The following is a 26320-nucleotide window of genomic DNA, read 5'->3' as shown; positions in this document are numbered from 1 at the left end:
ATCCGAAATTACTTTGTTTAAAAGTGAAGGAGAAATAAAAAATATATCGATTGGTTACAAAAAAATACTATGAGTTATTTAAACAAAAAAACAGAAGAAATTAGTGTAATAAACTAAAGAATTTTAAAATGTTTGAGAGATCATAGGAGGTTATTTATCATTGATTAAACTGAGAGAAAACTTTTCCAGTTGGTGTATGGGCTTTGATCATCTTAGTTGAAGGGCCCTCAAAAATGAGCCTTCCTCCTTTTGGCCCTCCTTCCGGACCTAATTCAATGAGCCAGTCTGCTTGGTAAAGGATGTCTAAATGATGTTCAATCACAAAAACTGTGTGTCCTTTTTCTACTAGTTTATGAAGAATTTTAACGAGTTTTTCAATGTCTTGTAAATGAAGACCGGACGAAGGTTCATCCAAAATATATAATGTTTTTTCTTGTGTTTTGCCTGCTAAATCAGCAATCAATTTCAATCGCTGAATTTCTCCTCCGGATAAAGTATTGAAGGGTTGTCCCAACTGTAAATAATCTAAACCAAGCTCTGTCATCAGTTCTAAGGTGGGTGCTAGAGAGGGAATATGTTTAAACAACTGAAAAGATTCTAAAGCCGACAGACGTAGAATATCAGCAATATTTTTATTTTCCCATGTAATCTGTAATGTTTCATAGTTATAGCGTAACCCTTGGCAAATATCACAAGGCATAAAAAAATCTGGCATAAGGTGCATATTCACTTCAATATAACCCAGTCCTTCACAAGCTTCACATCTTCCACCTCGCTTATTTAAACTAAAACGAGAAGCTGTATAGCCTCTTGCTTTAGCAAGACGAGTTTCGGCAAAAAGTTGTCTGAGTGGAGTCATTATACCTATATAGGTAGCTGGAATAGAGCGTGCCGATAAGCGATCTGTTTGTTTTTCATGGCTGATTAAACGTTTGATTGTTTGATATTTATTTAAAAAATGAGGGATTATTCCTCTTACTAGAAAATTTTTTAGCTGTTGTCCAATGATATCTAAAACAAGGGTAGATTTTCCCGATCCGGACACTCCACAAAAACCTACAAAGCAGCCTAATGGAATATTTGCAGAGAAATCATTTAAATTATTTAAAGTCGCTCCACGAATTTCTAACCAGTCTTGTTGAATTTTTCTTCTTGGAGGGATAGGTAATGAAAGTTTACCACTGAGCCATTTTCCGGTTAGACTGTTTGAGTCATTAAGAAGGTCTGTAATAGTTCCTTGAAAACAAATTTGCCCTCCTAAGCTTCCAGCTCCTGGACCGAGTTCCAAAATATAATCAGCTTGTTGAATTAAGCTTTTTTCATGTTCAACAATTACAACAGTATTACCCAAGGCTTTTAGTTCATGAATGACTTTGTGCAAATGTTGGATATCTTGTCGATGCAGTCCTAATGAGGGTTCATCTAGTATGTAGATAATTCCGGATAATTTGGCTCCAATTTGAGATGCTAATTGAATTCGATGAGCTTCTCCATCACTGAGTGTTTTCCCTTCTCTAGTTAATGTCAAGTATCCCAATCCTACTTGGTCGAGAAATTCTAATCGAGATTGAATATGAGGAAGAATTTCTTTAACAATGGCCTCTTGTTTTCCGGTAAATAACCATGCTTTAATCTTTATTAAACACTCAGCTACGGTTAATGAGCAGAGTTGATAGATGTTTTTTTCCTGGATAAGACAAGCTAGACTTTCTGGTTTAAGTCTTCCTCCTAAACAAGATGAACAGGTTTGCCAATCAATAAAAGAAAGTTCGCTTAAAGACCCTTTGTTTTTTTTCATTTCCAAGGCTTCGTTTAAAACAGGAATAAGGCCTTTCCATTTCGCTTTTAATTGTTCTGATTCTTCATTTATCTGAACGTTAAAAACAATTTCTTGGGAATGACCAAATAAAATTTTATTTAAAATCATCTGCGAAATGTCTTTGATAAAATTTTCTTCCGAAAGATTTAAAATTTTCCATAAAGCTTTTAAAAGAGACTTGAAAGAATAAGCTGCCTTTTTGGGAAGGTGATCTAAAATCACCTGAATTTGATCTAATAAAGGTTCGTTTTCATCAAAAATAACTTGAGAGGGATTGACTTGTTCTCGCCCACCCAGTCCATTGCAAGCTGCGCAAGCTCCTTTTGGAGAATTAAAATTAAAGTCCCCAGCTTCTAAAGGTGCAAAAGAAAATCCTGTTTCTGGACATACATAAATCTCTGTTAGATAATGAGTATTGCCTTCCTTTCCTTCTTGGATTTTTAAAATACCTTGACTCAAATCTAAAGCAGTTTCCACAGATGGGGCCAAACGATCACGTATGCCTTCTCTAATTTCTAAACGATCTACAACAACTTCTAAATTTGAAATGGCTTTGTTGATTGGAAAAGGGTTTTCTCCGCACCATTCTTGCTCATTGATTCGCATCCGTATAAAGCCCATTTGTTGCAGACGTGTAATGGCTTGATGTCCGTTTTCTTTGACCAATTTGATAGGAGCTATTAATTGTAAGCGAGAGCCCGCGGAATAATTTTTTAAAATCCAATCAATCATTTCTTGACGCGTGAAACGGGACAATTTTTTGCCGGTGGCTGGGCTATATTGATCCCCAACTTTTGCATATAAGAGCGATAAAAAATCGTAAAGATCTGTATAGGTCGCCACAGTCCCATAAAAGTAAAGGGGTTGTCTATGCTGTCCAATCGCTAAGGTAGGAGACAACCCTTCAATCAAATCAACATCAGGCTTAGGCATTTGCTTGATCCAGGGGCGCGCTTGAGGGGAAAGGTATTCTAGATAGCGACGTTGTCCTTCGGCAAATAAAGTATCAAATGCTAAAGAAGATTTTCCAGATCCGCTTACTCCTGTGATCACAGTGATGGCATGCTTAGGTAATTGAACAGACAAGTTTTTTAAATTATGTTCTTTACATCCTTGTAAATTAATAAATCTATGGTAAGAAAAAACTGACATATAAATACTTATAATTTTGTTGCAATTTCACTTAAAACACGTTAATTTAAAGATATAGGCAAGTGAATTAATAACTTGGTTTTTAAGCAATCATTTAAGCATGTCTAAAACTAAAAGCGAAATTCGAGGAGTTTATGAGCAATATTGAAGGTCTCGTAAGCGTCAAAGAAGAATTAAAAGGTGATGTGCTTGTCTTAAGAATGCAAGGTCGGTTAGACGCTATTTCTTCTCCTAGTGCAGAACGTAAAGTTTTCGATTATATTAATAATGGCCAGCATAACCTTTTGTTAGATTTTTCAGGTATTGATTATTTAAGTAGTGCCGGCATGCGTATGCTTCTTTCCATTACCAAAAAATTAAAAACTTTATCAGGTAAATTAGTTCTTTGTTTAGTGACTGTCAATGTCATGGACGTATTAAAAATGTCTGGATTTGATCATGTCCTTGAATTAGTGCAAAGTGAAGAAGAGGCTTTAAAAAAATTTTGATTCAACAGCTCTACAATTTTTTTGGAATTGATATGCCTCGAAATTTCAATTTAAATTTTCATTTGTTAAATAAAAATTTAATTACAATTTTATTCGATACTGAATTGCTGTCGAAGTTTCAAAACAGACTAATCGTTGGATGGGTGATGTGATTGGCAACTTTTCTTGTGAAACTGATGAAATCAAACGTATTGTTTTAAATTTTGCATTACAAGTTCAGAAAAAATTTCCTTCTAATTTTCAAAAAAATAAGAAAAGAATAATAGTTATTGCAGGACCTACATGTTGTGGAAAATCAGCTTTAGCATTGAATTTAGCTCAAACTATGGATGGAGAAATCATCTCAGCTGATTCGATGCAAGTTTATCGAGGGATGGATATTGGGACGGCTAAGGCAACTAAAGAAGAACGACTTTTTGTTCCCCATCATCTAATAGATATTAGAGATATTCAAGAAAGTTTTAATGTCGTAGATTTTTATTATGAAGCTAGACAGGCTTGTCAGAAAATTTTAGACCAAGGGAATGTTCCGATTATTGCTGGAGGGTCGGGCTTTTATTTACACGCTCTTTTATATGGTCCCCCCAGTGGCCCTCCTTCAGTTCCTGAGGTAAGAAAATCGTTTGAAGATGAAATTGAACGATTGGGATCAGAAATACTTTATGAAAGGCTTTCTCAATTAGATCCTCAATATGCTAAAACAATCACAAAGAATGATAAACAAAAAATTGTGAGAGCTTTAGAAATTATGATGCTAACCAACAAAAAGGTTAGCAAGTTATCTTGGAAAGGTAGAAGGAAACCCCAAAACTATGATTTTAGATGTTGGTTTCTTCATCGACCAAAAGAAAAATTATATGAACGTATTGATAAACGTTGCGATAAGATGCTTGAGGAAGGGTTTATGGATGAAGTGCGACACCTAGATTCTTTAGGTATTCGAGGTAACTCATCAGCTTCACAGGCAATTGGTTATAGACAAGCGCTTAATTTTCTAAAGACTGAGCAAACAGCATCACAATACCAAGAATTTATTCGATCTTTCAAGCAAGCGACAAGGCATTATGCTAAACGTCAATTTACATGGTTTCGAAAAGAACCATTGTTTCGTTGGTTGGATGTCGATATGCATGATCCAGAAGTTGTTTTTGATATGATCCTGAAAGACTATGAACTGCTTTAATTTATTTTAAAGGCAAAAAGGTAATCTAATTTTTGTTTTCATTTGTATGAGTTGGTATCTCTGATTCAATAACTCTTATCAATCATTTAAAGTTTGAAGCTGAAATTGTTAAATCATTTAAGTTAAAAAAAATCCTTTCTCTTTTGTTAACCATGTATTGTATTAGTTTACTGAATTTGATTTACTTTTAAAATACCAATACACTATCATTTCACTGAAAATTTAGTGCTGCCAATGTGGAATCAATGAATTTGGTAAAAAGCATTGCAAGACTATCAATCTAAGTTTTGAGTTATCTTCTGCACCTCCTGCCGTATTATTAAGGAGAAGAAAACGCAAAGCTTAATTACACGGCAATATGATTAACTGATTAAATCGAATTTTAAAGTTTTATCGAAACAACTCAAATTATAGCTAAGATAAACGCAAATGCACGCATTATCAGTTAAATATCCAGCCTTACTTATCACACAAAATCTTAAAAATATCTTCATGAATGAGTCTGAAACATGAGTTTACAAAAACAATCGAAAGAAAAAAACATCTTATCACAAATTCAAACAGACTCTTTGAATGAAAACTTACAACAATTAGTTGAGGAATCAAGCATGGAACGAGAAGAGGAAATTCCAGAACCGTCAGAAGAATTTTCTCGTAAAACAGAAAAAATGGATGAATCTGAAGATCCTCAATTAGCGGCTTTTCGAAAAAATTTTGAGGAGCAAGTTAGCCAAGATTTGAAGCTTCAATCCGCAATTGATTTTATGGAAAGTACATTAGCTCAAGGGGGGACTCCCCATTTTCGCAATTTTTGGGAAGCTAGACGTCTTTGCCTTCCTTTATTTAAAGAAAATATTTCACCTGCTCTTAGAGGGCAGCTTTGGAATCGCTATAGTGAACTTTCTAAAGAAGCTCGTCAATTGAAAGAAATTTTAGATGAGCAAAGCGCTTTTGCTGTTGAGCAAATTGAAATAGCTATTCAAGCTTTAGAAAATGACATTCAGCAGTTTGATGAAAATGTCGCTAAATCAACTGTACCAGACAACCTGATCATTCCACAAACTCTTCAATCGAAACTGCAAATTTATCTTAATTTTCAAAAACAATTGAATGTCCTTAATGTCCAGGCTTCTCGCATTAATGCTTTACGTAAAGAATTACTTAAGACAGAAATGCGAGTGCGCCATAAAAATAAATTCTTTCAACGCCTTTCTGCAGCGGGAGACCTGGTTTTCCCTAAACGAAAAGAACTTATTAAACAAATCAGTCAATTATTTGTAGAAGATGTTAACTACTTTATACAAGCTCATTTCAATCAAGAATCTTCTCACGATTCACTTTATGCTTTAAGAGAAGAAATTAAAGCATTGCAGGGGTTAGCTAAACAATTAACCTTGAACACAAATTCCTTCACGCAAACACGTACTCGATTGAGTGAATGTTGGGATAAAATAAAAATTGAAGAAAAAGAACGTAAAAAAGAACGTGCTCATCAAAAAGTTTTATTTAAGCAAAATGCAAATTTAATAAAAGAGCAACTTCAACTTTGTAAAGCATTCGTTGAACAAACAGGTTCAACCGTTGAGGCTCAAAAAAAATTAGAAGAAATTATCACATTTATGCGGCGAACAGAGCTTGGTCGTGATGAGCTAAAAGAATTAAAAGAAGAATTGAGTCATATTCGCAAAATCGTTCACGATAAAGCAAAGCATGAAGAAGATCTGCGCTATCAGCAAGAACAGGAGCGTAATCGTCAGAAAAAAGAAAAATTCAATACTTTTAAAGAATTGGCCGATAATTTAGTTAGTCAAGCAGAATCGTATGAACTAATGAAATTAACTTCTGATAGAGACCAATTGTTAGCACAATTGCAAGAGTCTTCATTGACGAAAAGTGAGAAAATAGAAATTGAACGTATTTTGAGACCACTTCGAGATATTATTACTGAAAAAAATGAAAAAGCTATGTTGGCTATTTCAGATGATGATCGTTATGCATTAAAGCAGCTACAAGATGTTCTTAGGCAGCGAAAAGAGCGTCGGCAAGAAATAAAAAAACAACTTGAAATCTTGCGTAAAGCTTCCGGATCTTCTAATCTCGATTTTGAAAAAGCAATGCTGTTTACTTCTCAAATCAATGAAGAAAAGGAACGTTTTGAAAGAGCTACCCAAGGAATTGTAGAAATCGAAAAGAAAATTGTTGAACTACAATCTAAAATTAAACGATCATAAATTTCTGTGTAAGCTGGAGTCATGAATATTGTGTAAAATCTATTCATTAAACATCAATTATTAAAATTAACAATTGATAAAGACCAAAAAAGATGAAACTTTGTGTATTTGACTTAGATCACACACTGCTTACTGTCAATAGTAGTTATCGATTTGGCACGTATCTTTATCAGCAGAAATTCATTTCTTTTTTTACTCTTTCACATTGCCTGTTTTACTATGCTCGGCATAAATTCTTAGGAATGTCGATGCAAAAACTTCACGAGAAAATTTTTCAGAAATTGTTTAAAGGTCTTTACTTAAAAGAGCTTCAAAAACACGTTAAAAATTTTTTAGATTTAGAATTGATCAAACTTTTTTATGAGCCAGCTTTGCAAAGACTGCAAGAAGCCAAACAAAGAGGGGATTACACACTTATCTTATCTGCTTCTCCTGATTTTTTGGTACAGCCGATTGCTGAAAAATTAGATGTTAAAAATTGGCGGGCAAGTGTTTATGCTCCAGATCAGGAAGGGAAATTAGAATACCTTTCTTCTATTTTAGATGGATTAAATAAAGCTAATTATGTTGTATCTTTAATTAATCAAATGCAAATTGACTATACTGCTATTACAGCTTATTCTGATAGCTATTTAGATTTACCTATTCTAGAATTATCCGGAAAAGCTGTAGGAGTTGTCCCTGATAATTATTTAAGAAAAATCTGTCAGGAAAGGGGTTGGGAAATTTTATAGTTCATTCATGCAACTAGTTTAGACCATTTTACCCTTTCCACCAAAATTTTGTTAAATATTCTAAAATCTATTTAATATTTTTATCATTTGAATATTGAATTTATCTATCAATTTTTCTTCTTTCTTATTACTTTGAGCAAATAACCTGCGTTGAAAACAAGAATCGTCTCCATCCAAATTATTGGGAAAATGTTTCCCTTAGATTAGTTATAAAGGTTAACGGTGAGAAAGCAAATTTTGAAAGAAATGAGTGAGATAAGCGAACCTCCAAAAAGAAAAAAAACTGTGAATTCTCAAAATTTTGGGAAATATGTATTTTCTAGAACAGTTATGCAAAAAATGCTTTCTGAAGAGATTTACAAAAACGTATCAAATGCCATTAACGGGCGCGAGAAAATTAAAGCAGAATATGCAGATAGCATTGCTATTGTTGTGAAAGAATGGGCAATGAGTCATGGAGCGACACACTTCTGTCATTGGTTTCAACCTTTAACAGGGGCAAGCGCTGAAAAACATGATGCATTTATTGAATGGGATTCTGCGGATGGTGTTATGGAAAAATTTAATGGTAAACAACTCATACAAGGGGAGCCAGATGCTTCTTCATTTCCTTCCGGAGGATTAAGAAGTACTTATGAAGCAAGAGGTTATACGGGATGGGATCCAACTTCTCCTATTTTCCTTTGGAAAGCGGGGAATGGGGTAATTCTTTGCATCCCCTCTGTTTTTTTCTCTTGGACAGGAGATGTGTTAGATTCAAAAATTCCTCTTTTACGATCAGAAAGAAAAATTGATCAAGCGGCTTTGAGGCTGCTTCAATTAACTGGACTTGAGGCAGAGTATGTGTATTCAACACTTGGGCTAGAGCAAGAATACTTTGTGATAGACCGAAAACTACGCAATTTAAGGCCGGATCTCATTTTACTTGGTAAAACTGTATTTGGAGCTCCATCGCCGAAAGGTCAAGAACTACAAGATCATTATTTTGGCTCTGTTAAAGATCGCATTTTAACTTATATGCGTGCCTTTGAAGATACCGCTATTGAATTAGGAATTCCTGTTAAAACAAGGCATAATGAGGTTGCTCCGGCTCAACATGAAGTGGCACCTATATTTGAAAAATCAACTGTTGCCATTGATCATAATATTTTATTAATGGAACTGATGAGACAAGTAGCGCAAAAGCAAGGATTAGCTTGTCTTTTACATGAGAAGCCTTTTATGGCAATTAATGGTTCGGGTAAGCACTCTAATTGGTCTTTGTCAACAGATAAAGGTGTTAATTTGTTAGATTTGACAGATACCCCTCATAATAATCTTCATTTCCTCATATTAATGACAGCCATTCTGTATGGTGTTTATCAACATTCGACTTTATTAAGAGCTGCGATTGGATCCGCTTCAAATGATTATCGATTAGGAGGTCATGAAGCGCCTCCAGCTATTATGTCTATTTATTTAGGAGAAGAGTTAGAAACTCTTTTAAATGAGATTGAGGAAAAAGGAAATTCTACATTTATTTCTGCAAAAAATTGCTATGATTTAGGGGCTATTTTGCCAGACCTTTCTAAAGACAATACAGACCGTAATCGAACATCTCCATTTGCTTTTACAGGAAATAAGTTTGAATTTCGAGCTGTTGGATCTTCTTCTAATCCCGCATTTCCAGTGACGGTTCTTAATTTAGCTGTGGCAGAAAGTCTTCACCTTATCTTAGATGAAATTGAATTTCATACTGATCAAACAAAAGGGAATACCGAAGCGATATCAAAAGCTATTTTTCCTGTGTTACAAAAATATTTAAAAATTGCAAAAGCGATTCGTTTTACTGGCGATAATTACCATGAGGATTGGATTAAAGAAGCTCAAAAAAGGGGTTTACCTAATTTGAAATGCTCTTCTGAAGCTTTTTTAACATTGACTCACCCTAAAACCATCCATTTATTTGATCAGATTTTAACTTCTCAAGAGCTTGCAAGTCGTCAAGAGGCTTTATTAGAAACGTATACCTTGAATATGACTATTGAAGTTAATTTAATGCTCGATATGTTTAAAACACAAATTCTTCCTGCTGTTTTTAATTACCAAACAACAATCGCAACAAGTTATCTCAGATGCAAACAAACCCTTTCTTCTCACCAATTTCATTCAATAGAACAAAATGCTTGGATTAAAGAGATTAATGATAAGGTTGAAGAAAGTATAAAGTGTTGCAAAGAGCTTGAAATGCTCAAAGAGCAACTTACTTTATTAACAGTTCAAGAAAAAGCTAGAGTTTTTGGTGAAAAAATTATTGTTAAAATGGAACAATTTCGAGCAATTGTAGATGATCTTGAGGTGATCTGTGATGATGCTTTGTGGCCTTTTCCAAAATATCGAGAATTATTATTTATGATTTAAAAAAAATGATTGATTAATCAAATGAAGTTGCTATTGATTTGTCAGAAATTTATGGAGTTTTGACTAAATTATTTGATCAGCAGGATCTTAGGCTTATAAACTAATTATTTTTTATATTTTTTGTAATGTTTGAAACTATTAAATTAAATACTTTTGCAAAAAATTTAAAAAGATTTGCAACCGAGCTGAATAATTTCCAAGCAAATACCCCAAGCGTTTTGGTTAAATAAGTGGTATTTATCTTTAGAACTGTGTTAAAATGTCATCTTTTCTAGCCTATTAACATTTAATCGTTAAAATACAATGAAAGATTTTTACTTAAAAACATTAACTGAAGTTGCTCAAGCTATCTATGATAAAAAAGGTTTCAATATTTTAGTTTTAGATGTCAAAGGCATCTGTACTATGACCGATTATTTCATCATTGCTGAAGGAACTGTTGATCGTCACGTCAGAGCGATTAGTCAAACAATTGTTGATCAATTAGCTAAACACCAGCATCATCCTTATCACATAGAAGGAGAAAGAGAAGGTGATTGGATTGTTTTAGATTATACTGACTTTGTGATTCATTTGTTTGTTCCAGATCTGCGAGAAAAATATGCTCTTGAAGAATTATGGAAAGGGGGAAAAATTGTAGATGTTTCTATTGATACGTCACGACCAGAGTTTAAAAGAGCTTAACATGTTTATGCATTCATAAAAGAAAACGATTGCCGTTTGTGAGAAAAGTAGTAGTTAACCTTTTTAAACCAATCTAAAAGGATTGAGGAAAATGAGCAAAAAACGAATTGTCATTACAGGAATGGGTATTGTTTCATGTTTTGGAAACGATGTTGATGCTTTTTATCAAAATCTTTTAGCCGGTCAGAGTGGTATTCAACCTATCACAGAATTCCCATGTGAAGATTATCCAACGCGATTTGCTGGAATTATCCCCAATTTTGAAGCTGGTGAGTATTTAGACAAAAAGCAGGCTCGTCGAGTGGATAAATCGATTGCTTATACGATGGTAGCAGGAAAAAAATCACTAGAATCAGCTAATTTAAATGAAGAAAACTTAAAAAGACTTCAAAAAGAACGGTGCGGTATTTTGATTGGTTCTGGAATGGGAGGAATGACAATGTTTGCTGATGGAGTGCAAACATTAGTTGAAAAAGGACCTCGAAAAGTATCTCCTTTTTTTGTTCCTTTTATTTTGACAAATATGTGTGGGGCGTTGCTGGGAATAGATATTGGTTTTATGGGCCCTAACTATTCTATTTCAACAGCTTGTGCTACCGCAAATAATTCGATTATTTCTGCTGCTCAACACATCAGAAATGGAGAGGCTGATTTGATGCTGTGTGGAGGTGTAGAAGCGGCTGTGATGCCGATGGGATTAGCAGGTTTTTGCGCATGTAAAGCCCTTTCTCAACGAAACGAAAATCCAGCTAAAGCTTCTCGCCCTTGGGATCAGGGAAGAGATGGTTTCGTCCTTGGTGAAGGAGCTGGTGTTCTTGTGATGGAAAGTTTAGATCACGCTTTAGCTCGAGAAGCACCTATTTTGGCTGAGTATTTAGGAGGTGGATTGTCGTGTGATGCTTATCATATGACAGAGCCACGTTCAGACGGAGAGGGTGTTGCTTTATGTATTCGCAGAGCTTTACAGGATGCAGGAATCCAACCCGAAGAGATTAATTATATTAATGCTCATGCCACTTCTACTCCTGCGGGAGATATGGCTGAGGTTAATGCCCTAAAAAAAGTTTTTAAAAACCCTTCTTCGATCAAAATGAACGCAACAAAATCGATGATAGGTCACTTGTTAGGCGCTGCAGGTGGGGTGGAAGCAATTGCGACAATTAAAGCGATTCTTGAACATCAAATTCATCCAACCATTAATTTAGAAAACCCAGAACCTAATTTAGAATTTGATGTTTCATCCGAGGCGCAACGATTTATCGTGAAACGTGCGATTTCTAATTCGTTTGGCTTTGGAGGTCATAATGCTTCTGTTATTTTTGCTCCTTATGAACCCTAGACGCTAAAATGCCCTTAAAAAAAGATTATTCTTACGGAATTATTCCCATTCAAAGAAAAGAAGATAAATGGTACGTATTGCTCATTCAGCAGCAAGCGGGGCATTGGTCTTTTCCTAAAGGGCATGCAGATGCCAATGAGTCCCCAAAACAAGCCGCTGAAAGAGAATTGTTCGAAGAAACAGGTTTGAAAATCACAAGCTATTTATCCGAAGAAGTTTTTTTGGAACATTATATTTTTACCTTTAATAAACAACGCATTGATAAAACTGTTGCTTATTTTGCTGCTTTAGTAGAGGGAGAAGTTGTTATTCAATGGTCAGAAATTCGGTCGAGTCAGTGGATTTTGCTTTCTGAGGCGTGTGAAAAAATTTCTTTTCCTGAAGGAAAAAAGCTTTGCCATTCCATTTTAAAACTTCTCAATCTTGATTAAGTAAAATGTTTGGATGATCCATTCAATCAATTACCAGGTATCTGAAATGCATTCATTAGTTTTTTCAACACACATTTTAATTTTTTTAGCCTCGTTTATATAAAATCCGGCTTGTTTTGATGAAGAACTCTTTGAATTTATGATTTTATTTCTAGTAAATGCTATCATTTGCTACACAAAATCTAACTTATCAATTGATTGCTAGATATAAGAGAATTCAAAAAATAGGATTTGAGCTAAATTGGTTAATATTTAGATTCAAATGTTGAAGACGTAACAACGAATTTTTAAATTTACTTGTAAGTGCAATAGATAAATGAGGAGAATTCCAGTGAGACATCTACTAGGCTTAGTATTACTTTATTTTATGCGATTTACTCTATGGTTTCGTTATAGAGTTACGATTAAAGGAATTGAAAACGTAAACCCTAAAGTTTTGAATAAACCAGGTGGTGTTCTTTTTTTGCCGAACCACCCCACTGTTTTTGTTGATCCCACATTGGTTACTTTAGCTATTTGGAAAAAATATCTCATTCGCCCCCTGATCGTTGAATATATGTATTATACTCCTATCGTGCATGGCTTTATGAAATTCATGCGAGCTATACCTATTCCAAATTTTGTTTCTTCAAGCAACAGCTTGAAGAAAAAAAAAGTTGATCAAGTCATAGAAACAGTCATTAATGATTTAAGAAAGAAAGAAAATTTCCTTATCTACCCGGCAGGTAAAGTTAAAAACCAAGCCAAAGAAATTATTGCGGCATCGGGTGTTCATCGTATTATTCAAGCTGTTCCTGAAGCGAATATTGTGCTTGTCCGAACAACTGGATTATGGGGAAGTAGCTTTTCGAGAGCCTTAACTGGGAAATCTCCTCCTATGTTCAAAACAATTTTTGAGGGAGTCAAAATTGCTTTTAAAAATTTAATTTTCTTTACTCCTCGGCGAGAAGTGATCATTGAATTTATGCCTGCCCCAGCTGATTTTCCCTATCAAGCTTCACGCTTAGAACTCAACCGCTATTTAGAAAATTGGTATAATCAGCCAAGTCGACTAAAGCAGAACAAAGAGGAGGGAGAAGATCTTTATCTTGTTTCGTATAGCATGTGGAGAGAAGAACTTCCCACAATTCATATTGAGAATAAATCTAATGCACAAATTGATTTAGCAGCTATCTCTACAGACATTCAAATTAAAGTGAAACAAAAGTTGTCAGAAATAACAAATATGGATCCTTCTCTCATTAAACCTGAGATGAATTTAAGTAGTGATTTAGGGTTAGATTCACTCGATGTTGCTGAACTTATTGCTTTTCTTGATAATGATTTTGATTTAACTGGAGTGCCTGTCAGTGAATTAACAACTGTTGGTAAAGTGATGGCCCTTGCATCTAAGCAAATTACTTTTGAAGAAGAGGTGGAAGAGGAAGAAAATGATTTAACTCGTTGGTTCGCTTCATCGTTCCCTCATAAACGTGCGACATTTCCTGAGGGAGAAACAATTCCTGAAGTTTTTTTAAATAATTGTGCAAGAATGGGGCATACTGTTGCATGTGGAGACTTGCGCTCTGGAGTCATGACCTATGCACAGGCTAAACTACGCGTGTTATTATTAACTGATTACATTAAGAAGCTTCCTGGAGAATATATCGGAATTTTACTTCCCTCAAGTGTTGTGACTTATTTTACGATCTTAGCTTGCCAGTTAGCTGGAAAGGTTCCTCTTTTAATCAATTGGACAGCAGGAGCCCGTCATTTGGAGTCTGTTCGATCTTTATCAAATATTCAGGTTGTGCTTTCTTCTTGGGCATTTTTGGATCGTTTGGATAATGTTGATTTAACAGAGATAGAAGAACTCATTATTACCTTAGAAGATGCCCGTCGAGAATTTTCTTGGAAAGATAAATTAAAAGCTTTTATTCGTTCAAAACTGAAAACAAAAACAATTTTATCAATATTTGATATTCAGAGTTTAACAAAAGATTCGAAAGCCGTTTTGTTATTCACTAGCGGGACTGAAAGTTTGCCTAAAGGAGTGCCCTTAACGCATGGGAATATTTTAAATAACCAAAGAGATGCTATTGAATCTGTCGAAATTTTTCAAGATGACGTGTTATTAGGGATGTTACCTCCATTTCATGCTTATGGATTCACAGCAAGTGGTTTATTACCTTTACTAGGTGGATTAAGAGTTGCTTATTATGCCGATCCTACTGATGGAAGAGGGCTTGCGAAAGCTATTGAGAAATGGGCTGTTACAATTCTTTGCGGGGCACCGACGTTTTTGAGGGGAATTTTTAAAAACGCGAATCCTGACCAACTTAAATCTCTTCGCATATGTATAACTGGAGCAGAAAAAGCCCCAAAAGAATTATTTCAAATGGTTGGACAGCTTGATCATTGTCGTTTAATTGAAGGTTATGGAATTACTGAATGCTCTCCTGTCTTAACTGCTAATACCACAGGAAATCCAGTTTATGGTGTTGGAAAGCCTATGAAACAAGTCTCTCTTTGTGTTGTTAGCCTTGATCAACATCAACCTTTACCTCAAGGAGAACAAGGCCTTGTATTAGCAAAAGGGCCCAATATTTTCTCGGGTTATCTTAATAAAGGGATCTCTTCCCCTTTTATTACAGTTAATCAGGAGGCTTGGTATTCAACAGGAGATTTAGGCTACCTGGATTCAGAAGGGAATTTAATCATATGTGGACGTCTAAAAAGATTCGTTAAAATTGGTGGGGAAATGGTTAGTTTAACAGCAATTGAAGAAGCTTTACACCATACAATTGGAGAGAAAGTTAAAAATGAACAGGAAGAAAGACCCATCTTAGCTGTCATCCCAGAAGAAGAGGCGGGAGAAAAAGCCAAAATATTTGTTTTCACCAGTTTTGAAGCTTCTGTCGATGAAGCTAATAAAGCTTTGCGAGAAGCAGGATTTAGTAATTTAGTTAAAGTTTTTAAAGTAATTCAATTACCCGAAATTCCTTTGATGGGAACAGGGAAAATTAATTATCGTGAATTAAAAAAAAATTTAGAAACGCATGCTAAATAGTCTACGTGCGCAAAGGTTATTTGACATCGCTGATATAAATGAGATTCTGCTGGAAATTATCCTCTAACAATTTCTTTTGAAATTTGACTTGGTTAAAAAATAAAAGTAAATTTTAGAAAATGCTGTTGAATAGAGATTGGTTTTACAACTAGATAAATTCGCAACTTAAGTTATAAAGACATTACTGATCGATAGGATACCTTTATGAATGAACATGCCCTAAAAAATATTCCCCTCAGGCTTTATAATACGGCTGAGCGTCAAAAGCAAGAGCTTAAACCAATAAAAGGCAACCATATACAACTCTACACATGTGGACCAACTGTTTATCACTATGCACACATTGGAAATTTTCGAACTTACATCTTTGAAGATTTACTAAGAAGAACAATTCAATTTTTTGGGTTTTCTATTACACAGGTTATGAATCTTACTGATGTGGATGACAAAACAATTCGAGGAGCTATTGCTAAGGGTATTACTCTTGATGAGTATACGAAGCCTTATAAGGATGCTTTTTTTGAAGATTTAAAAACTTTAAATATCCAATCTGCAGAGTATTATCCAGCTGCTACTGATTATATTCCAGCTATGATTGAGATGATTAAAGTTCTTTTAGATAAAAAAGTCGCTTATAAAGGAGGGGATGGGAGTATTTATTATGCCATTAACCAATTCCCTCGCTATGGTTGTTTATCTCACTTGCATTTAGAAGACTTACAAGCAGGGGCCTCTGAACGAGTGGCTGCTGATGAATACGAAAAAGAACATGTCGCAGACTTTGTGTTGTGGAAAAGTTATGATTCTGAGCGTGATGGTCAAATTTATTGGGAGAGTCCATTTGGTTTAGGTCGCCCGGGTTGGCATTTAGAATGTTCAGCAATGGCCATGCACCTACTTGGAGAAACGATAGATATTCATGTGGGAGGAATAGACAATATGTTTCCTCACCATGAAAATGAAATTGCACAATCTGAAGCCTGCTCCGGTAAAAAATTTGTAAATTTATGGATGCATGCAGAACATCTTGTCGTTGATCAAAAAAAGATGTCCAAGAGTTTAGGAAATTTTTACACATTGCGTGATTTGTTAAATAAAGGTTTTACAGGTATTCAAGTCCGCTATTTACTTCTTCAAACACATTATAAAACGCAATTAAATTTTACATTTCAAGGTGTTGAGTCAGTCAAAAGTTCATTGCAACGCCTTAATGACTTTATTCAAAGAATTTATAATATTCAAACACTTCAATCAGACGGCCAGGTTGACTTACTTGTCAATGATGCTTTAATACGATTTGCCGAAGCTCTCGCAGATGACTTGAATATTTCTTCCGCTTTAGCTGCTATTTTTGATTTTGTACGTGAAATCAATTGTTTATGTGATGTCAATCAGGTCAGTCAAAAAGAAGCCGAGACAGTGATAAATCTTATGAAAAAATTTGATACTATTTTAGGCGTATTGACATTTGATAAAAGAGAAGAAAGTATTCCAGTAGATCTACAAGAAGCTTTTGCTAAAAGGCAACAGGCGAGACAAGAGAAGAACTGGACACTTTCCGATGAATTACGTGATTTCATTCATCAAAGAGGCTATTTGATTGAAGACACTCCTCAAGGTACCAGATTAAAAAAACAATAAGGAAATAAAAATGTCCAATCGCGCAAGAACAAAAGATGAAATGTTTATGGTGCGTCTTTATAAAGAAGCTTTAAAACAAGAAGTAATGGAAGATCCAATAGATCGTTATCAGATTGGAAAATTAGCGGGACTTCAAAAAACTGCTGTGGATACGATTTGTAATTTACTTGCTCAAGCCAATTTTATTAAAAAGAAAAATGTGTCTGACATTTCAATCACTCCTCATGGCGCTAAGCTGGCTGAAAGCTTGAAAGAACCATAACAAGTTTAACAATAAAGCAATTGATTGATATAAAGCCTCCTTATAAAATAACAAACTTTTTTAGAATTTTTAAAAGGAATACGATGAAATATGATTTGTGAAAATTATTTTAACATCAGAGAAAACTTTTATTTGTATTAGATATCGCTATGAAAGGGGGATACAAAAATATACGAAAAATTAAAGTTATATTATTAAGGGTTGGATAAAATGAACTATTGCTCAAGTTCGGCGTCAAGCATGACATGCTTAGGACTAACAATTAATTGTAAATATTAAAATTTTATATTAATTATAATTAACAGAATAAAAAATGGTTTAAATGTTAGGAAATATAAAAATTACTGATAAATATTTCAAAACTTTTCCTTTTAATTTTAAAGAGGTTTTTTTTACTAATAACGAAAATAAATCTATAAATAAAATTGAGTCTTTTTCTAAAAAATTTTTTAATCTCTGTAAGTTAATTCCAGTCACATTCGATTTATTGATCGGAACCATTTTTTGGATCAAAGAACAAGCAATCAATAAGTTTTCTTTTTCTTCAAAAATTCGAAGTATAGCTAAGCAAAATAATATTGAACTTTCTGAGATTATTAAAATTAATCAAAACACATTTATCAATCAAACTTTTATTACATTCCCTTATCTTGAGATTTCTCGCCTTGGAGATTATGCTAAATTTTATTTAAACGCAAAATGGATTGCTTATCAATTAAATGTCCCTGTGATTATTAGGCCTTTTCCCGATTCTGATTCTTTCAAAATTTCTGAAAATCATAAGTTTCACCTTCAAGAATCTTCAAAAACAAATAATTTTAAATTCCTTAGTAAAGAACAGGCCGAAAAAATTTGTAGTGGTGAATTAAAAAAAGAAGATTTAGGACCGGGGATATTTACGGTTCCTTATTTTTGGGATTGGAGACCTAAAATTAATTGGGCTGAAAATAAAGCTTTTAAAGCGGCCTATCAGGATGACTTTGCTCCAGCTAGCCATATCAAATTTCCTATTGTTGAACCTATAGAAGGCAAGGTTAATATTGCTATTCAAGTAAGAGACGGGGGAAATTTTGATAATCTTCAAGACAAATTTTTATATCCTTTACGCTTTCCTGATTTAAGTTATTATGACGCGCAACTCGCATATGTCCTTAATTTAGATGAATATAAAAATAAACCCTTGAATATTTATATTTTTACCGATGCGGTTGATCCCTCAAGCCTGAAAACAAGGTTTCAAACTATTATTAACCAAAATGGTCATAGTCAGGATGTAACCATTAATTATCGATCAAACCAATGCAATGCAGATGAAGCTATCTTAACTGACTTAATTTCAATGGCTAATTTCTCAGTTTTTATAAGGGCAAAATCAGGTTTTTCAGATCTTTCAGCTTTTTTGGGGCAGCCAGAATTAGAGATTCACCCTCATACTGGTAAACTGACAGAAGAAGGAGTTGCGTCTATTGATCAAGTAAAAATCATTAAAAGAGATAGTAAAAACCCGATTGTTAATGAAGAAGGGGGCTTATGCTTAATTCAAGAAGGCAGATTTGCAAAACAATGGCCGCAAGATCGGCTTGCTGATTTTGCCTATGTTTATCGTTGTTATAAAGGGGCCCATAGTTAGAGTCGGATAATCTACTCTTATCAAGAATTAGAAATTAGTAATTTTATCTCTGAATTTAGAAAACCATTTCGAAGAGAGCGTATAGCATAGTAAAGTCAGTGGAATTTTTGTTTTGTTGAATTTTTGAAGTGGGGATAATAGCAGATGGTAAGATTTTAAACGTATTAGGAATGTTTATCCAAGGCGTTTGACATATTTCGGGCCTGTTAAAAATATGCGTAAACAAGCTTTTCCTACTTACAAGAGAAAAGCCAACTATAATTCGATCAAAGAAAATTACGGTGGCTAATTTAAAACAAATTTTCGCTTTTAAATATGCGAATAAGACGGCATTATATTTTTGGAGCAAGTTAATAATTTTAAGGAATTCTACGTTAAAATTAGGAAATTCAATTAAAATAAGATGAAGCAATTTTTAATGAAAAAAATTAATCAACTATTGAATCTTTGAATGATTGCTTTAATTTTTTCAATAGTAAAATCTTCTTTACTTATTGTTGATAACTCTTGAATTAAGTCTATATTTAAATCTAGCCTAAGATTAGAATCAAAACCAAAATGAGGGTCTTTTTTGGCGCTTTCTAATGTTATAATATCTTCAGAATTGCAATTGTTCCCCTCATGATCAGCAGAAAGCTTTTCTGTGATTGGTTGAGCGTTGTATTCGTTAATAAGGGCTTGCTCAATCTGCTCTTCTGTTACCTCTTTACCACCTAATCCAAAACCAATAAATTTTTCTTTATCTACTGTTGTATCAAAGCAAATCACATTGAAAGATACGGCATCGCCTCTCATTCCATGCTTTATATTGTATTTCGAAACATTATTGAAAACTACGCGCCAGCCTTTTTCTAAGTTTACTTCGTTTATTGGCCATTTTTCGCTATTTTTGATTGTGTATTGTCTCAAGAATGGCATAAGTGGGTTATCTATAGCGTAACTACACAAAACTAAAGGGCTTCCTGTTTCATGACCAAATAAATAATTAAATTTTTCTTCCCCTAACACTTCGAGTAAAGCTTGGTATTGACCAATCTGACAGACTGTTGCACAATCCACTAGGGTTGGACCTCGTTGTGCCGATTTTAAAGCCTCTGAAGGACTAACACCTTTTTTTATTCTGATTTGATATTTGACAAAGCCTGTTTTGTGTATAGCATCAGCTGAGGGAATAGCCTCAAAATCTTTAGAGTAAAAATGGTCAAAATAATTTTTAGAAACCATGTATTTTAAACGGGTTATTTTTTTTTTTTCGTCTAGCGCTTTAAAGTAGGCGTTAGGCATCCAAATACCGCCGTTTAAACATTCAACATTATTTTCGTAACCTTGAAGACGTTTTTCATAATCTTCTGCAATTTTTTGAACTGTAGAAATGACGCAAGAGTGAATTTTTTCGCGAAGAAGATTTTGTGCATTCTCAAAACCTTTTGGGGCTTGTTCATGATCATTTTCAAAGTTTACTTTTTGCCCAACTACGCTATTTGATAGACTATGCATAAGAAATTTTCCTAGTTTTTTCTGTAAAAAATATGATTTTTATCGTTTCTTTTTTAGATTAAATTCACAATTAATTTTGTACAAATAATCTGCTATTTAGAAATTAAGGTCTATAAATTTTTTTAAAGCGGAATTTAAATTTCAAAAACTAAAATGAAAAAATAAATATTTTTACAAAAAATTGTAAGTTAAGAGAATTATGCATTACTTTTTCAATTAAAAAAGTATTTGTTAGTTCGTTAAAAATATTTAATGTGAATAGCATTACTTACATAACATTATGGGAAGCATATAATTTTTTAAATACCATTTTATTGATGTATATTACCTATATTTGACCTGTCCGTCTCAATAGCTCTTTCTCTTAATTTTTTATTTTAATCAAATTTTTATTGCAATTATCTGAATATTAAAATAAAAAAAGCGAACAACATTTTGGATGTAACTTTAAGAGGAGAGAACATATGGATGCAAATTTTAACAGCTTTTTACCTACATCAAACCAAAATTTTATACCTAGTATACCATTAGCGCCTTCCCGCGTAATGGGTGAGTATAATGAAATGCTAGGCCGTATTAAAGAGGTAGCTAAAGAATTAGAAGGCCTAAATCATCTAGAAGAACAGTCACTAATTGACCAGCATATATCTAGCTTGCTCGGCTTAGACATTGATCAATATAGAAAGAATCCACGTAATTATCGTGTTTATCATGGACATCTGGCAGATTTAGCAGGAGTTGTTACTGATACGCCTCCTTCTTGTGAAGCAGATGCTAGCGGCTTAGTATCTTGTCAGTTTGTGCAAGGGATTAATTTATCTGGCTGGAATACAGCAGATTTTCTTCCCCTGCGCATTAGCTATCTTTTTTGGTTAACAATGAGCCTAGTTAATGAAGAGATTTCCAAGCGCAAGTTGCCTAAATTTTCTTATCAATTTACTAATACACAACGAACCGAATTAATTCAGCGTTGTGCAAAAGAAATTTGTGTTGAACTTGAAACTCTTCGAGTTGCCAGACTGGTAGCAAAGCTAGAAAAACATTATGCATCTGCTATCAAAGAAGCTATTGCCATGGAAGAAGAAGATCCAGATGAGCTAATTAACCTTTTACAAAAAATCAGAAACGTGCTTGATTTTTCTACTAACAAAATGCTAAGAATTATTCAAGGTCTTGAGCCTGAGGAAGAAGTGAGTTATAGTTCTGGTTCTATAAACCACTGTGTTTATGTGAGTTTTCGGCGTGTAAGTAATCATGTTTTAATTCGTGTTGACAATGCAGGTTTATGGAGCGAAGATAATAGCTATCACCTTCCTGCTGTTATAGGTGGAATCAGTGGGATCTATCCCAGCTGTATTGCTACAGTAAATTTTACAAGCATCGAGCAAAATCCAGAACCATTAAAAAAATATTTATCAGATATCCTCATTGCATCTTTATTGCCTGCAGACAAAGCGAAAGATATGATTTATAATTTGAATTTAGTAAAAGCTTATCAATATGGCGAAACTGAGGAGTTTTCAACAAGTCGTCTTTTGGAGCTTTCTAAACAATTTACACCTAAAGTTCAGCAAACAGTGGGTAATTGCGTAGTCGCTAGCCACAATATTGGTATGGAAATTAGAATTAACCAAAATTCTGAGGTTGCTGAACAAGAACCTTTCACTTGGATCAAGAGACAAGAAACGCGCACCAGTGCTACTGCTGATCCACAAATCGGGATTATTTAAAATATTTTTTTATTTCTCTAAAACTCATTTTCCCCCTTTTCCCTGATAAGGAACAAGGGGAAACCTTACATCCGAATTTCTGTGGCTATTTTTACTTGAGTTTTTAATTTACTGCCATCGACGGTAGCGGGCTCCGACTGTCACTACTTTAGCTTCTCCACCTGTTCCTGCTAAAGCAACAAACCAAGCAATGATGCATAGAATGGGATTGGTTTGCCAATAATATTGGGTGGCTAAAATGGCAACTGTTAAATGAGGGGCAAAGAGCCAACCCATCCAAGTAAGGGGATTAAAGGGGATGGTAACCGCAAAAAGCATTGTCAACCTAGGAAATAGCGTGATAAAGAGTAAAAAGAAAATACCGTGGGAATCCCAAAAATTCATAAAATTCTCCTTTCAGATTAGCCCGTTATAGCGATGTGTTTTAAATTGTTTTCATCCAAGGAAAATAAAGGACATCCCGAATCGAATGAGAATTAGTTAATATCATTACCAGTCGGTCAATTCCAATTCCAATTCCCCCTGTGGGAGGCATACCTTGGCAAATCGCTTCAATAAATTCTTCATCCAAGGGACTAGCTTCTTCATCACCAGCTTCACGGCGATCTGACTGTAGCTCAAGCAAATGACGTTGAATTTCAGGATCGTTCAATTCGCTGTAAGAATTGCACACTTCTTGTGTTAAAATAAAACTTTCAAAACGTTCAACAAGTCCTTCTTCGCGGTATTTAAGATCACGATGTGGTTTACAAAGAGGCGTTGTCTCAATGGGATGGTCGTAAATGTGGTGGGGTTGAATTAAATGAGGTTCTACAAAAACCTCAAATAAAGCCGCAATCAGAAGTCCGCGACTCAATCCTTTAATTTTTTTAGGATCACAATGTGCACTCTCGAGCAATAAATGTCGCATCTCTTCATCAGATAAAACATTAGGATCGAGATTAGCATATTTTTTAATGCTTTCTTTCATAGTCAATCGAATCCAAGGAGCTTTCATATCGATATAAATTGTTTCAGCTCCTTCATGTGCTGTATAAGGAACTTTCGTGGTTCCATAGAGGTCTAGAGCAAGCTTTTCGAAAAGATTTTCCACAAAGTTCATCATATCGAAATAATCCCAATAGGAAGCATAAGCTTCTAACAAGGTAAATTCAGGATTATGATTGCGATCAATGCCTTCATTACGAAATACACGTGCCATTTCATAAACTTTATGCATCCCTCCTACAATTAACTTTTTAAGAGGAATTTCTAAAGAAATGCGTAAAAACATTTCTTGATCCAGCGCATTTAATTTTGTGATAAAGGGGCGGGCTTCTGCTCCTCCATAAATGCTTTGTAGGATTGGTGTTTCTACTTCTAGGAATTGATACTGGTCAAAGTAAGATCGGATTTCTTTCAAGATATGACTACGGATACGAAAAACTTTAGCTACATCTAAATGGGAAATCAAATCTAACCAACGTTTACGATAACGCAATTCTTTATCAGCCAGTCCACCATGTTTATCGGCAAGCGGAAGTAGAGTTTTACAAAGAAGAGTCAGCTGTTTGACAAAAACAGTTAGTTCTCCTTTTTGAGTATGGAATAAGTAGCCTTCAACTCCAATGATATCTCCGAGATCGATTTTTTTTTCGATAAATTTATATGGAGATAATTCGGGTTCTTCAGAACTAGGTTCAAAGTTCGTGACTAGCGTTTGGTCCCGATTAAACATGATTTGTATGCGTCCTGTTTCATCTTGTAGATGACCAAAGGCATTTTTTCCCATGGAACGAAAAAGGACAAGACGGCCAGCCAAACAAACAAAAGGTGTGGATCCTGAAGCTGCATCTTCACTATGTCCAATTTGTTTTGTATCGTATTCTTGATGAAGAGATTCTGCTGTATGAGTTGGTGTATATTTAGCGGGATAAGGATCTATCTTGCATTGACGTATTTCAACAAGTTTACGTAAGCGATTTTGGTATTCTTCATGTTGGTGATAATCAGGTTTTTTTGTCATAAAACTCATCTATTTCTTTAAAGGGGTATTTTCTAAATCCAAATTGGGAATACGAACTTGAATGGGTTTTTGCTCGTCACTGCGGCTGTATTCAAGACGTGCATAAGCTTGCACTGTTGTCCAAATTAATGCCAGCGTATAAAGAACAAACATGAAAATAAAAAATTTTGTTTGACGGTTTGCTTCTCTTAATAATTTAATTGTTTGGGCAAATTTCATATGGGACTCCTCATTTTCAAATTGTTTATACAATAAGTGAGGATTTCTCTCAAAACTTGTCTAAGCTTATAATTTAAAGTTTAAATTGTTAGATGACATGTCCTACTAAATCATAGTCTGCAACATCCGTGATTTCAACCGTGTAAATTTCTCCAAAAGCTTTTACTTTCCGTCCATCATTGATCAGGACTTGTCCATCAATATCTGGGCATTGACCGGTATGCCTTCCAATCATGAGAAGTTCCGTTTCTGGGTGATAACCTTCCACTACAACTGCGATTTTTTTACCGATCATTTTTTTGAGATTTTTTTTCACAACTTTCTTCTGAACTTGCATCAAGCGATGATAACGATCTTCTTTCATTTCATCAGAAATTTGATTAGGTAAATCGTAAGCGTGGGAACCAGGTTCTCGTGAAAATTTGAAGATTCCAACGTTTTCAAGAGGATAGTCCTGGACAAATTGAATGAGTTCTTGAAATTGTTCTTCTGTTTCCCCTGGAAAGCCAACAATTAAACTGGTACGAATGGCGACGTTTGGAATTTCTCGGCGTAACTTAGTGATAATTTCGATAATATCTTCTTTTGAAGTGGCTCGCCTCATGGATTTAAGGATTTGATTGTTTACATGTTGAATAGGCATGTCAAGGTAAGGACAAATGCGAGAATCACTCTTCATTAAGGCAATTAACTCATCAGTAATTTCATCAGGGTACAAATAAAGGAGGCGAAGCCAAAAAGCTTGTTTGATTTCTAGCATTGATTGCAAAAGGTTTAGCAAAGCTGTCAATTTTTTAGCCCCTTGATCTTTTCCGTAATCCCCTAAATCTTGTGCAATTAAAATGACCTCTTTAACACCTTGACTAAGAAGGAGATTGAACTCTTTGAGAATTTGTTCTTTGCCTTTACTTTTTAAAGGGCCTTTAATTGTGGGAATCACGCAATAGGCACAACGTTTACGACAGCCTTCAGCAATTTTTAAATAAGCGTAGTGTTTAGGAGTAGAAAGACGGCGAGGAACTTCACCAGCCTCTAAGTAGCTTCTTGCTGAAGAAATAATCTGCCCTTTTTGAGTGGATTGAACAGCCTTTAAAATGCCTTCTACATCTCCTGATCCTAATAAGTAATCAATACTGGGAAATGTGGTTTTTAAAGCGTCACTATGTGTTTGAACCATACATCCAGTAACAATTAACTTTGCTGTTTTTTTTCGTTGAGAGAGGACCTCTTCAACGGTATCCATAGATTCTTGACGAGAAGCCTCTAAAAAACCACAAGTATTAATCACTAAATAATCAGCTTCTTCGAGAGTGGGGGCTACTTCATAACCTGCTTTTAATAAAATTCCTAACATGACTTCACTATCGACAAGATTGCGAGGACAACCCAAACTAATAAAGTTAATTTTATTTCCTTCATGATCAAAACAAGGGGAAGAGGATTCGCAAGAATCATTTTTCAATGCAATGTGATTTTGATCTTTTTTGACACCTTGGTTTTTTAAAATAGGCAACATAGAACGAATGACTCCCTTATAAACTTTTGATCAAGAACAAGCGCGGATTTAATGACGTTTTGAAATAAATTTTGGAAATCAATTTATTCTTTTAACTATTTAATTTCAAGCTATTTGAAAGATAGATGATTGTTAAATTTAAATGTTATTTTTTTATTTAATAATTGTTTTTAATATAAGTTTATTTTTCCATTAATAAATGTAATTTATGATTAATATAAATTCATTTAGAAATTAAAATAGTAAAAAATTTTTTAATAATATAGTCTAAAAAAAGTAATGAGGGGCATAATTTATTATTTAGTCAAGC

Annotated in this window: 19 protein-coding genes; 13 read left to right on the top strand and 6 right to left on the bottom strand. The window is 34.3% G+C overall.

Annotated features, from left to right (window positions below):
* Positions 1-157: 157 nt before the first annotated feature.
* The gene (gene uvrA / locus PC_RS06000; protein WP_011175795.1) at positions 158-2971 is read right to left on the bottom strand and encodes an excinuclease ABC subunit UvrA; all 2814 of its coding nucleotides are present in this window, start codon (positions 2969-2971) and stop codon (positions 158-160) included.
* Positions 2972-3105: 134 nt separating this feature from the next.
* On the opposite strand from uvrA, the gene PC_RS05995 reads away from it, so the two are divergent.
* The 12 genes from PC_RS05995 (at position 3106) to PC_RS05940 (ending at position 19043) form a co-directional block, all read left to right on the top strand.
* A complete protein-coding gene (locus PC_RS05995) occupies positions 3106-3459 on the top strand; it encodes an STAS domain-containing protein (RefSeq protein WP_011175794.1) in 354 nt (117 codons plus the stop codon).
* A gap of 148 nt (positions 3460-3607) precedes the next feature.
* Entirely contained in the window at positions 3608-4642 is a 1035-nt protein-coding gene (gene miaA / locus PC_RS05990; RefSeq protein ID WP_011175793.1) for a tRNA (adenosine(37)-N6)-dimethylallyltransferase MiaA, read from the top strand.
* Positions 4643-5151: 509 nt separating this feature from the next.
* Entirely contained in the window at positions 5152-6873 is a 1722-nt protein-coding gene (locus tag PC_RS05985; protein ID WP_011175792.1) for a hypothetical protein, read from the top strand.
* 92 nt (positions 6874-6965) lie between these two features.
* On the top strand, positions 6966-7607 hold the full coding sequence (locus tag PC_RS05980; RefSeq protein WP_011175791.1) for an HAD family hydrolase: 642 nt from the start codon (positions 6966-6968) through the stop codon (positions 7605-7607).
* A gap of 222 nt (positions 7608-7829) precedes the next feature.
* Positions 7830-10007, top strand: a complete 2178-nt coding sequence (locus PC_RS05975; RefSeq protein WP_011175790.1) for a glutamine synthetase III family protein — start codon at positions 7830-7832, stop codon at positions 10005-10007.
* 303 nt (positions 10008-10310) lie between these two features.
* Complete coding sequence (gene rsfS, locus PC_RS05970; protein WP_011175789.1) at positions 10311-10691, top strand: ribosome silencing factor; 381 nt, start codon at positions 10311-10313, stop codon at positions 10689-10691.
* Between the two features lie 91 nt (positions 10692-10782).
* The gene (gene fabF, locus PC_RS05965) at positions 10783-12030 is read left to right on the top strand and encodes a beta-ketoacyl-ACP synthase II (RefSeq protein WP_039359465.1); all 1248 of its coding nucleotides are present in this window, start codon (positions 10783-10785) and stop codon (positions 12028-12030) included.
* Between the two features lie 8 nt (positions 12031-12038).
* Complete coding sequence (locus PC_RS05960) at positions 12039-12461, top strand: bis(5'-nucleosyl)-tetraphosphatase (RefSeq protein WP_044045047.1); 423 nt, start codon at positions 12039-12041, stop codon at positions 12459-12461.
* A 331-nt stretch (positions 12462-12792) separates the two neighbouring features.
* A complete protein-coding gene (locus PC_RS05955; protein WP_011175786.1) occupies positions 12793-15510 on the top strand; it encodes an AMP-binding protein in 2718 nt (905 codons plus the stop codon).
* A gap of 204 nt (positions 15511-15714) precedes the next feature.
* Positions 15715-17151, top strand: coding sequence for a cysteine--tRNA ligase (gene cysS, locus PC_RS05950; protein WP_011175785.1), 1437 nt, complete (start codon positions 15715-15717; stop codon positions 17149-17151).
* A gap of 10 nt (positions 17152-17161) precedes the next feature.
* On the top strand, positions 17162-17413 hold the full coding sequence (locus PC_RS05945) for a hypothetical protein (RefSeq protein ID WP_011175784.1): 252 nt from the start codon (positions 17162-17164) through the stop codon (positions 17411-17413).
* 322 nt (positions 17414-17735) lie between these two features.
* On the top strand, positions 17736-19043 hold the full coding sequence (locus tag PC_RS05940; RefSeq protein ID WP_011175783.1) for a hypothetical protein: 1308 nt from the start codon (positions 17736-17738) through the stop codon (positions 19041-19043).
* A gap of 432 nt (positions 19044-19475) precedes the next feature.
* On the opposite strand, the gene PC_RS05930 is transcribed toward PC_RS05940, so the two are convergent.
* Positions 19476-20540: a hypothetical protein gene (locus tag PC_RS05930; RefSeq protein WP_011175781.1), complete on the bottom strand. Its 1065-nt coding sequence runs from the start codon at positions 20538-20540 to the stop codon at positions 19476-19478.
* 563 nt (positions 20541-21103) lie between these two features.
* Here PC_RS05930 and PC_RS05925 point away from each other — a divergent pair.
* Positions 21104-22270, top strand: coding sequence for a hypothetical protein (locus PC_RS05925; RefSeq protein ID WP_232086065.1), 1167 nt, complete (start codon positions 21104-21106; stop codon positions 22268-22270).
* Between the two features lie 108 nt (positions 22271-22378).
* On the opposite strand, the gene PC_RS05920 is transcribed toward PC_RS05925, so the two are convergent.
* The 4 genes from PC_RS05920 to rimO form a co-directional block, all read right to left on the bottom strand.
* Positions 22379-22654, bottom strand: coding sequence for a hypothetical protein (locus PC_RS05920; protein ID WP_011175779.1), 276 nt, complete (start codon positions 22652-22654; stop codon positions 22379-22381).
* 40 nt (positions 22655-22694) lie between these two features.
* Positions 22695-24275 carry a lysine--tRNA ligase gene (lysS, locus tag PC_RS05915; RefSeq protein ID WP_044045476.1) on the bottom strand — a complete coding sequence of 527 codons (1581 nt, stop codon included), beginning with the start codon at positions 24273-24275 and terminating at the stop codon, positions 22695-22697.
* Positions 24276-24284: 9 nt separating this feature from the next.
* Entirely contained in the window at positions 24285-24494 is a 210-nt protein-coding gene (locus tag PC_RS05910; protein WP_042282512.1) for a hypothetical protein, read from the bottom strand.
* Positions 24495-24582: 88 nt separating this feature from the next.
* A complete protein-coding gene (gene rimO / locus PC_RS05905; protein ID WP_011175776.1) occupies positions 24583-26010 on the bottom strand; it encodes a 30S ribosomal protein S12 methylthiotransferase RimO in 1428 nt (475 codons plus the stop codon).
* Positions 26011-26320 lie beyond the last annotated feature (310 nt).

The organism is Candidatus Protochlamydia amoebophila UWE25, from assembly GCF_000011565.2.
In the GTDB taxonomy this organism is placed as follows: Bacteria; Chlamydiota; Chlamydiia; order Chlamydiales; family Parachlamydiaceae; genus Protochlamydia; species Protochlamydia amoebophila.
Note: the sequence above shows the minus strand (reverse complement) of the source record. Positions and strands in the feature narration are given on the sequence as shown.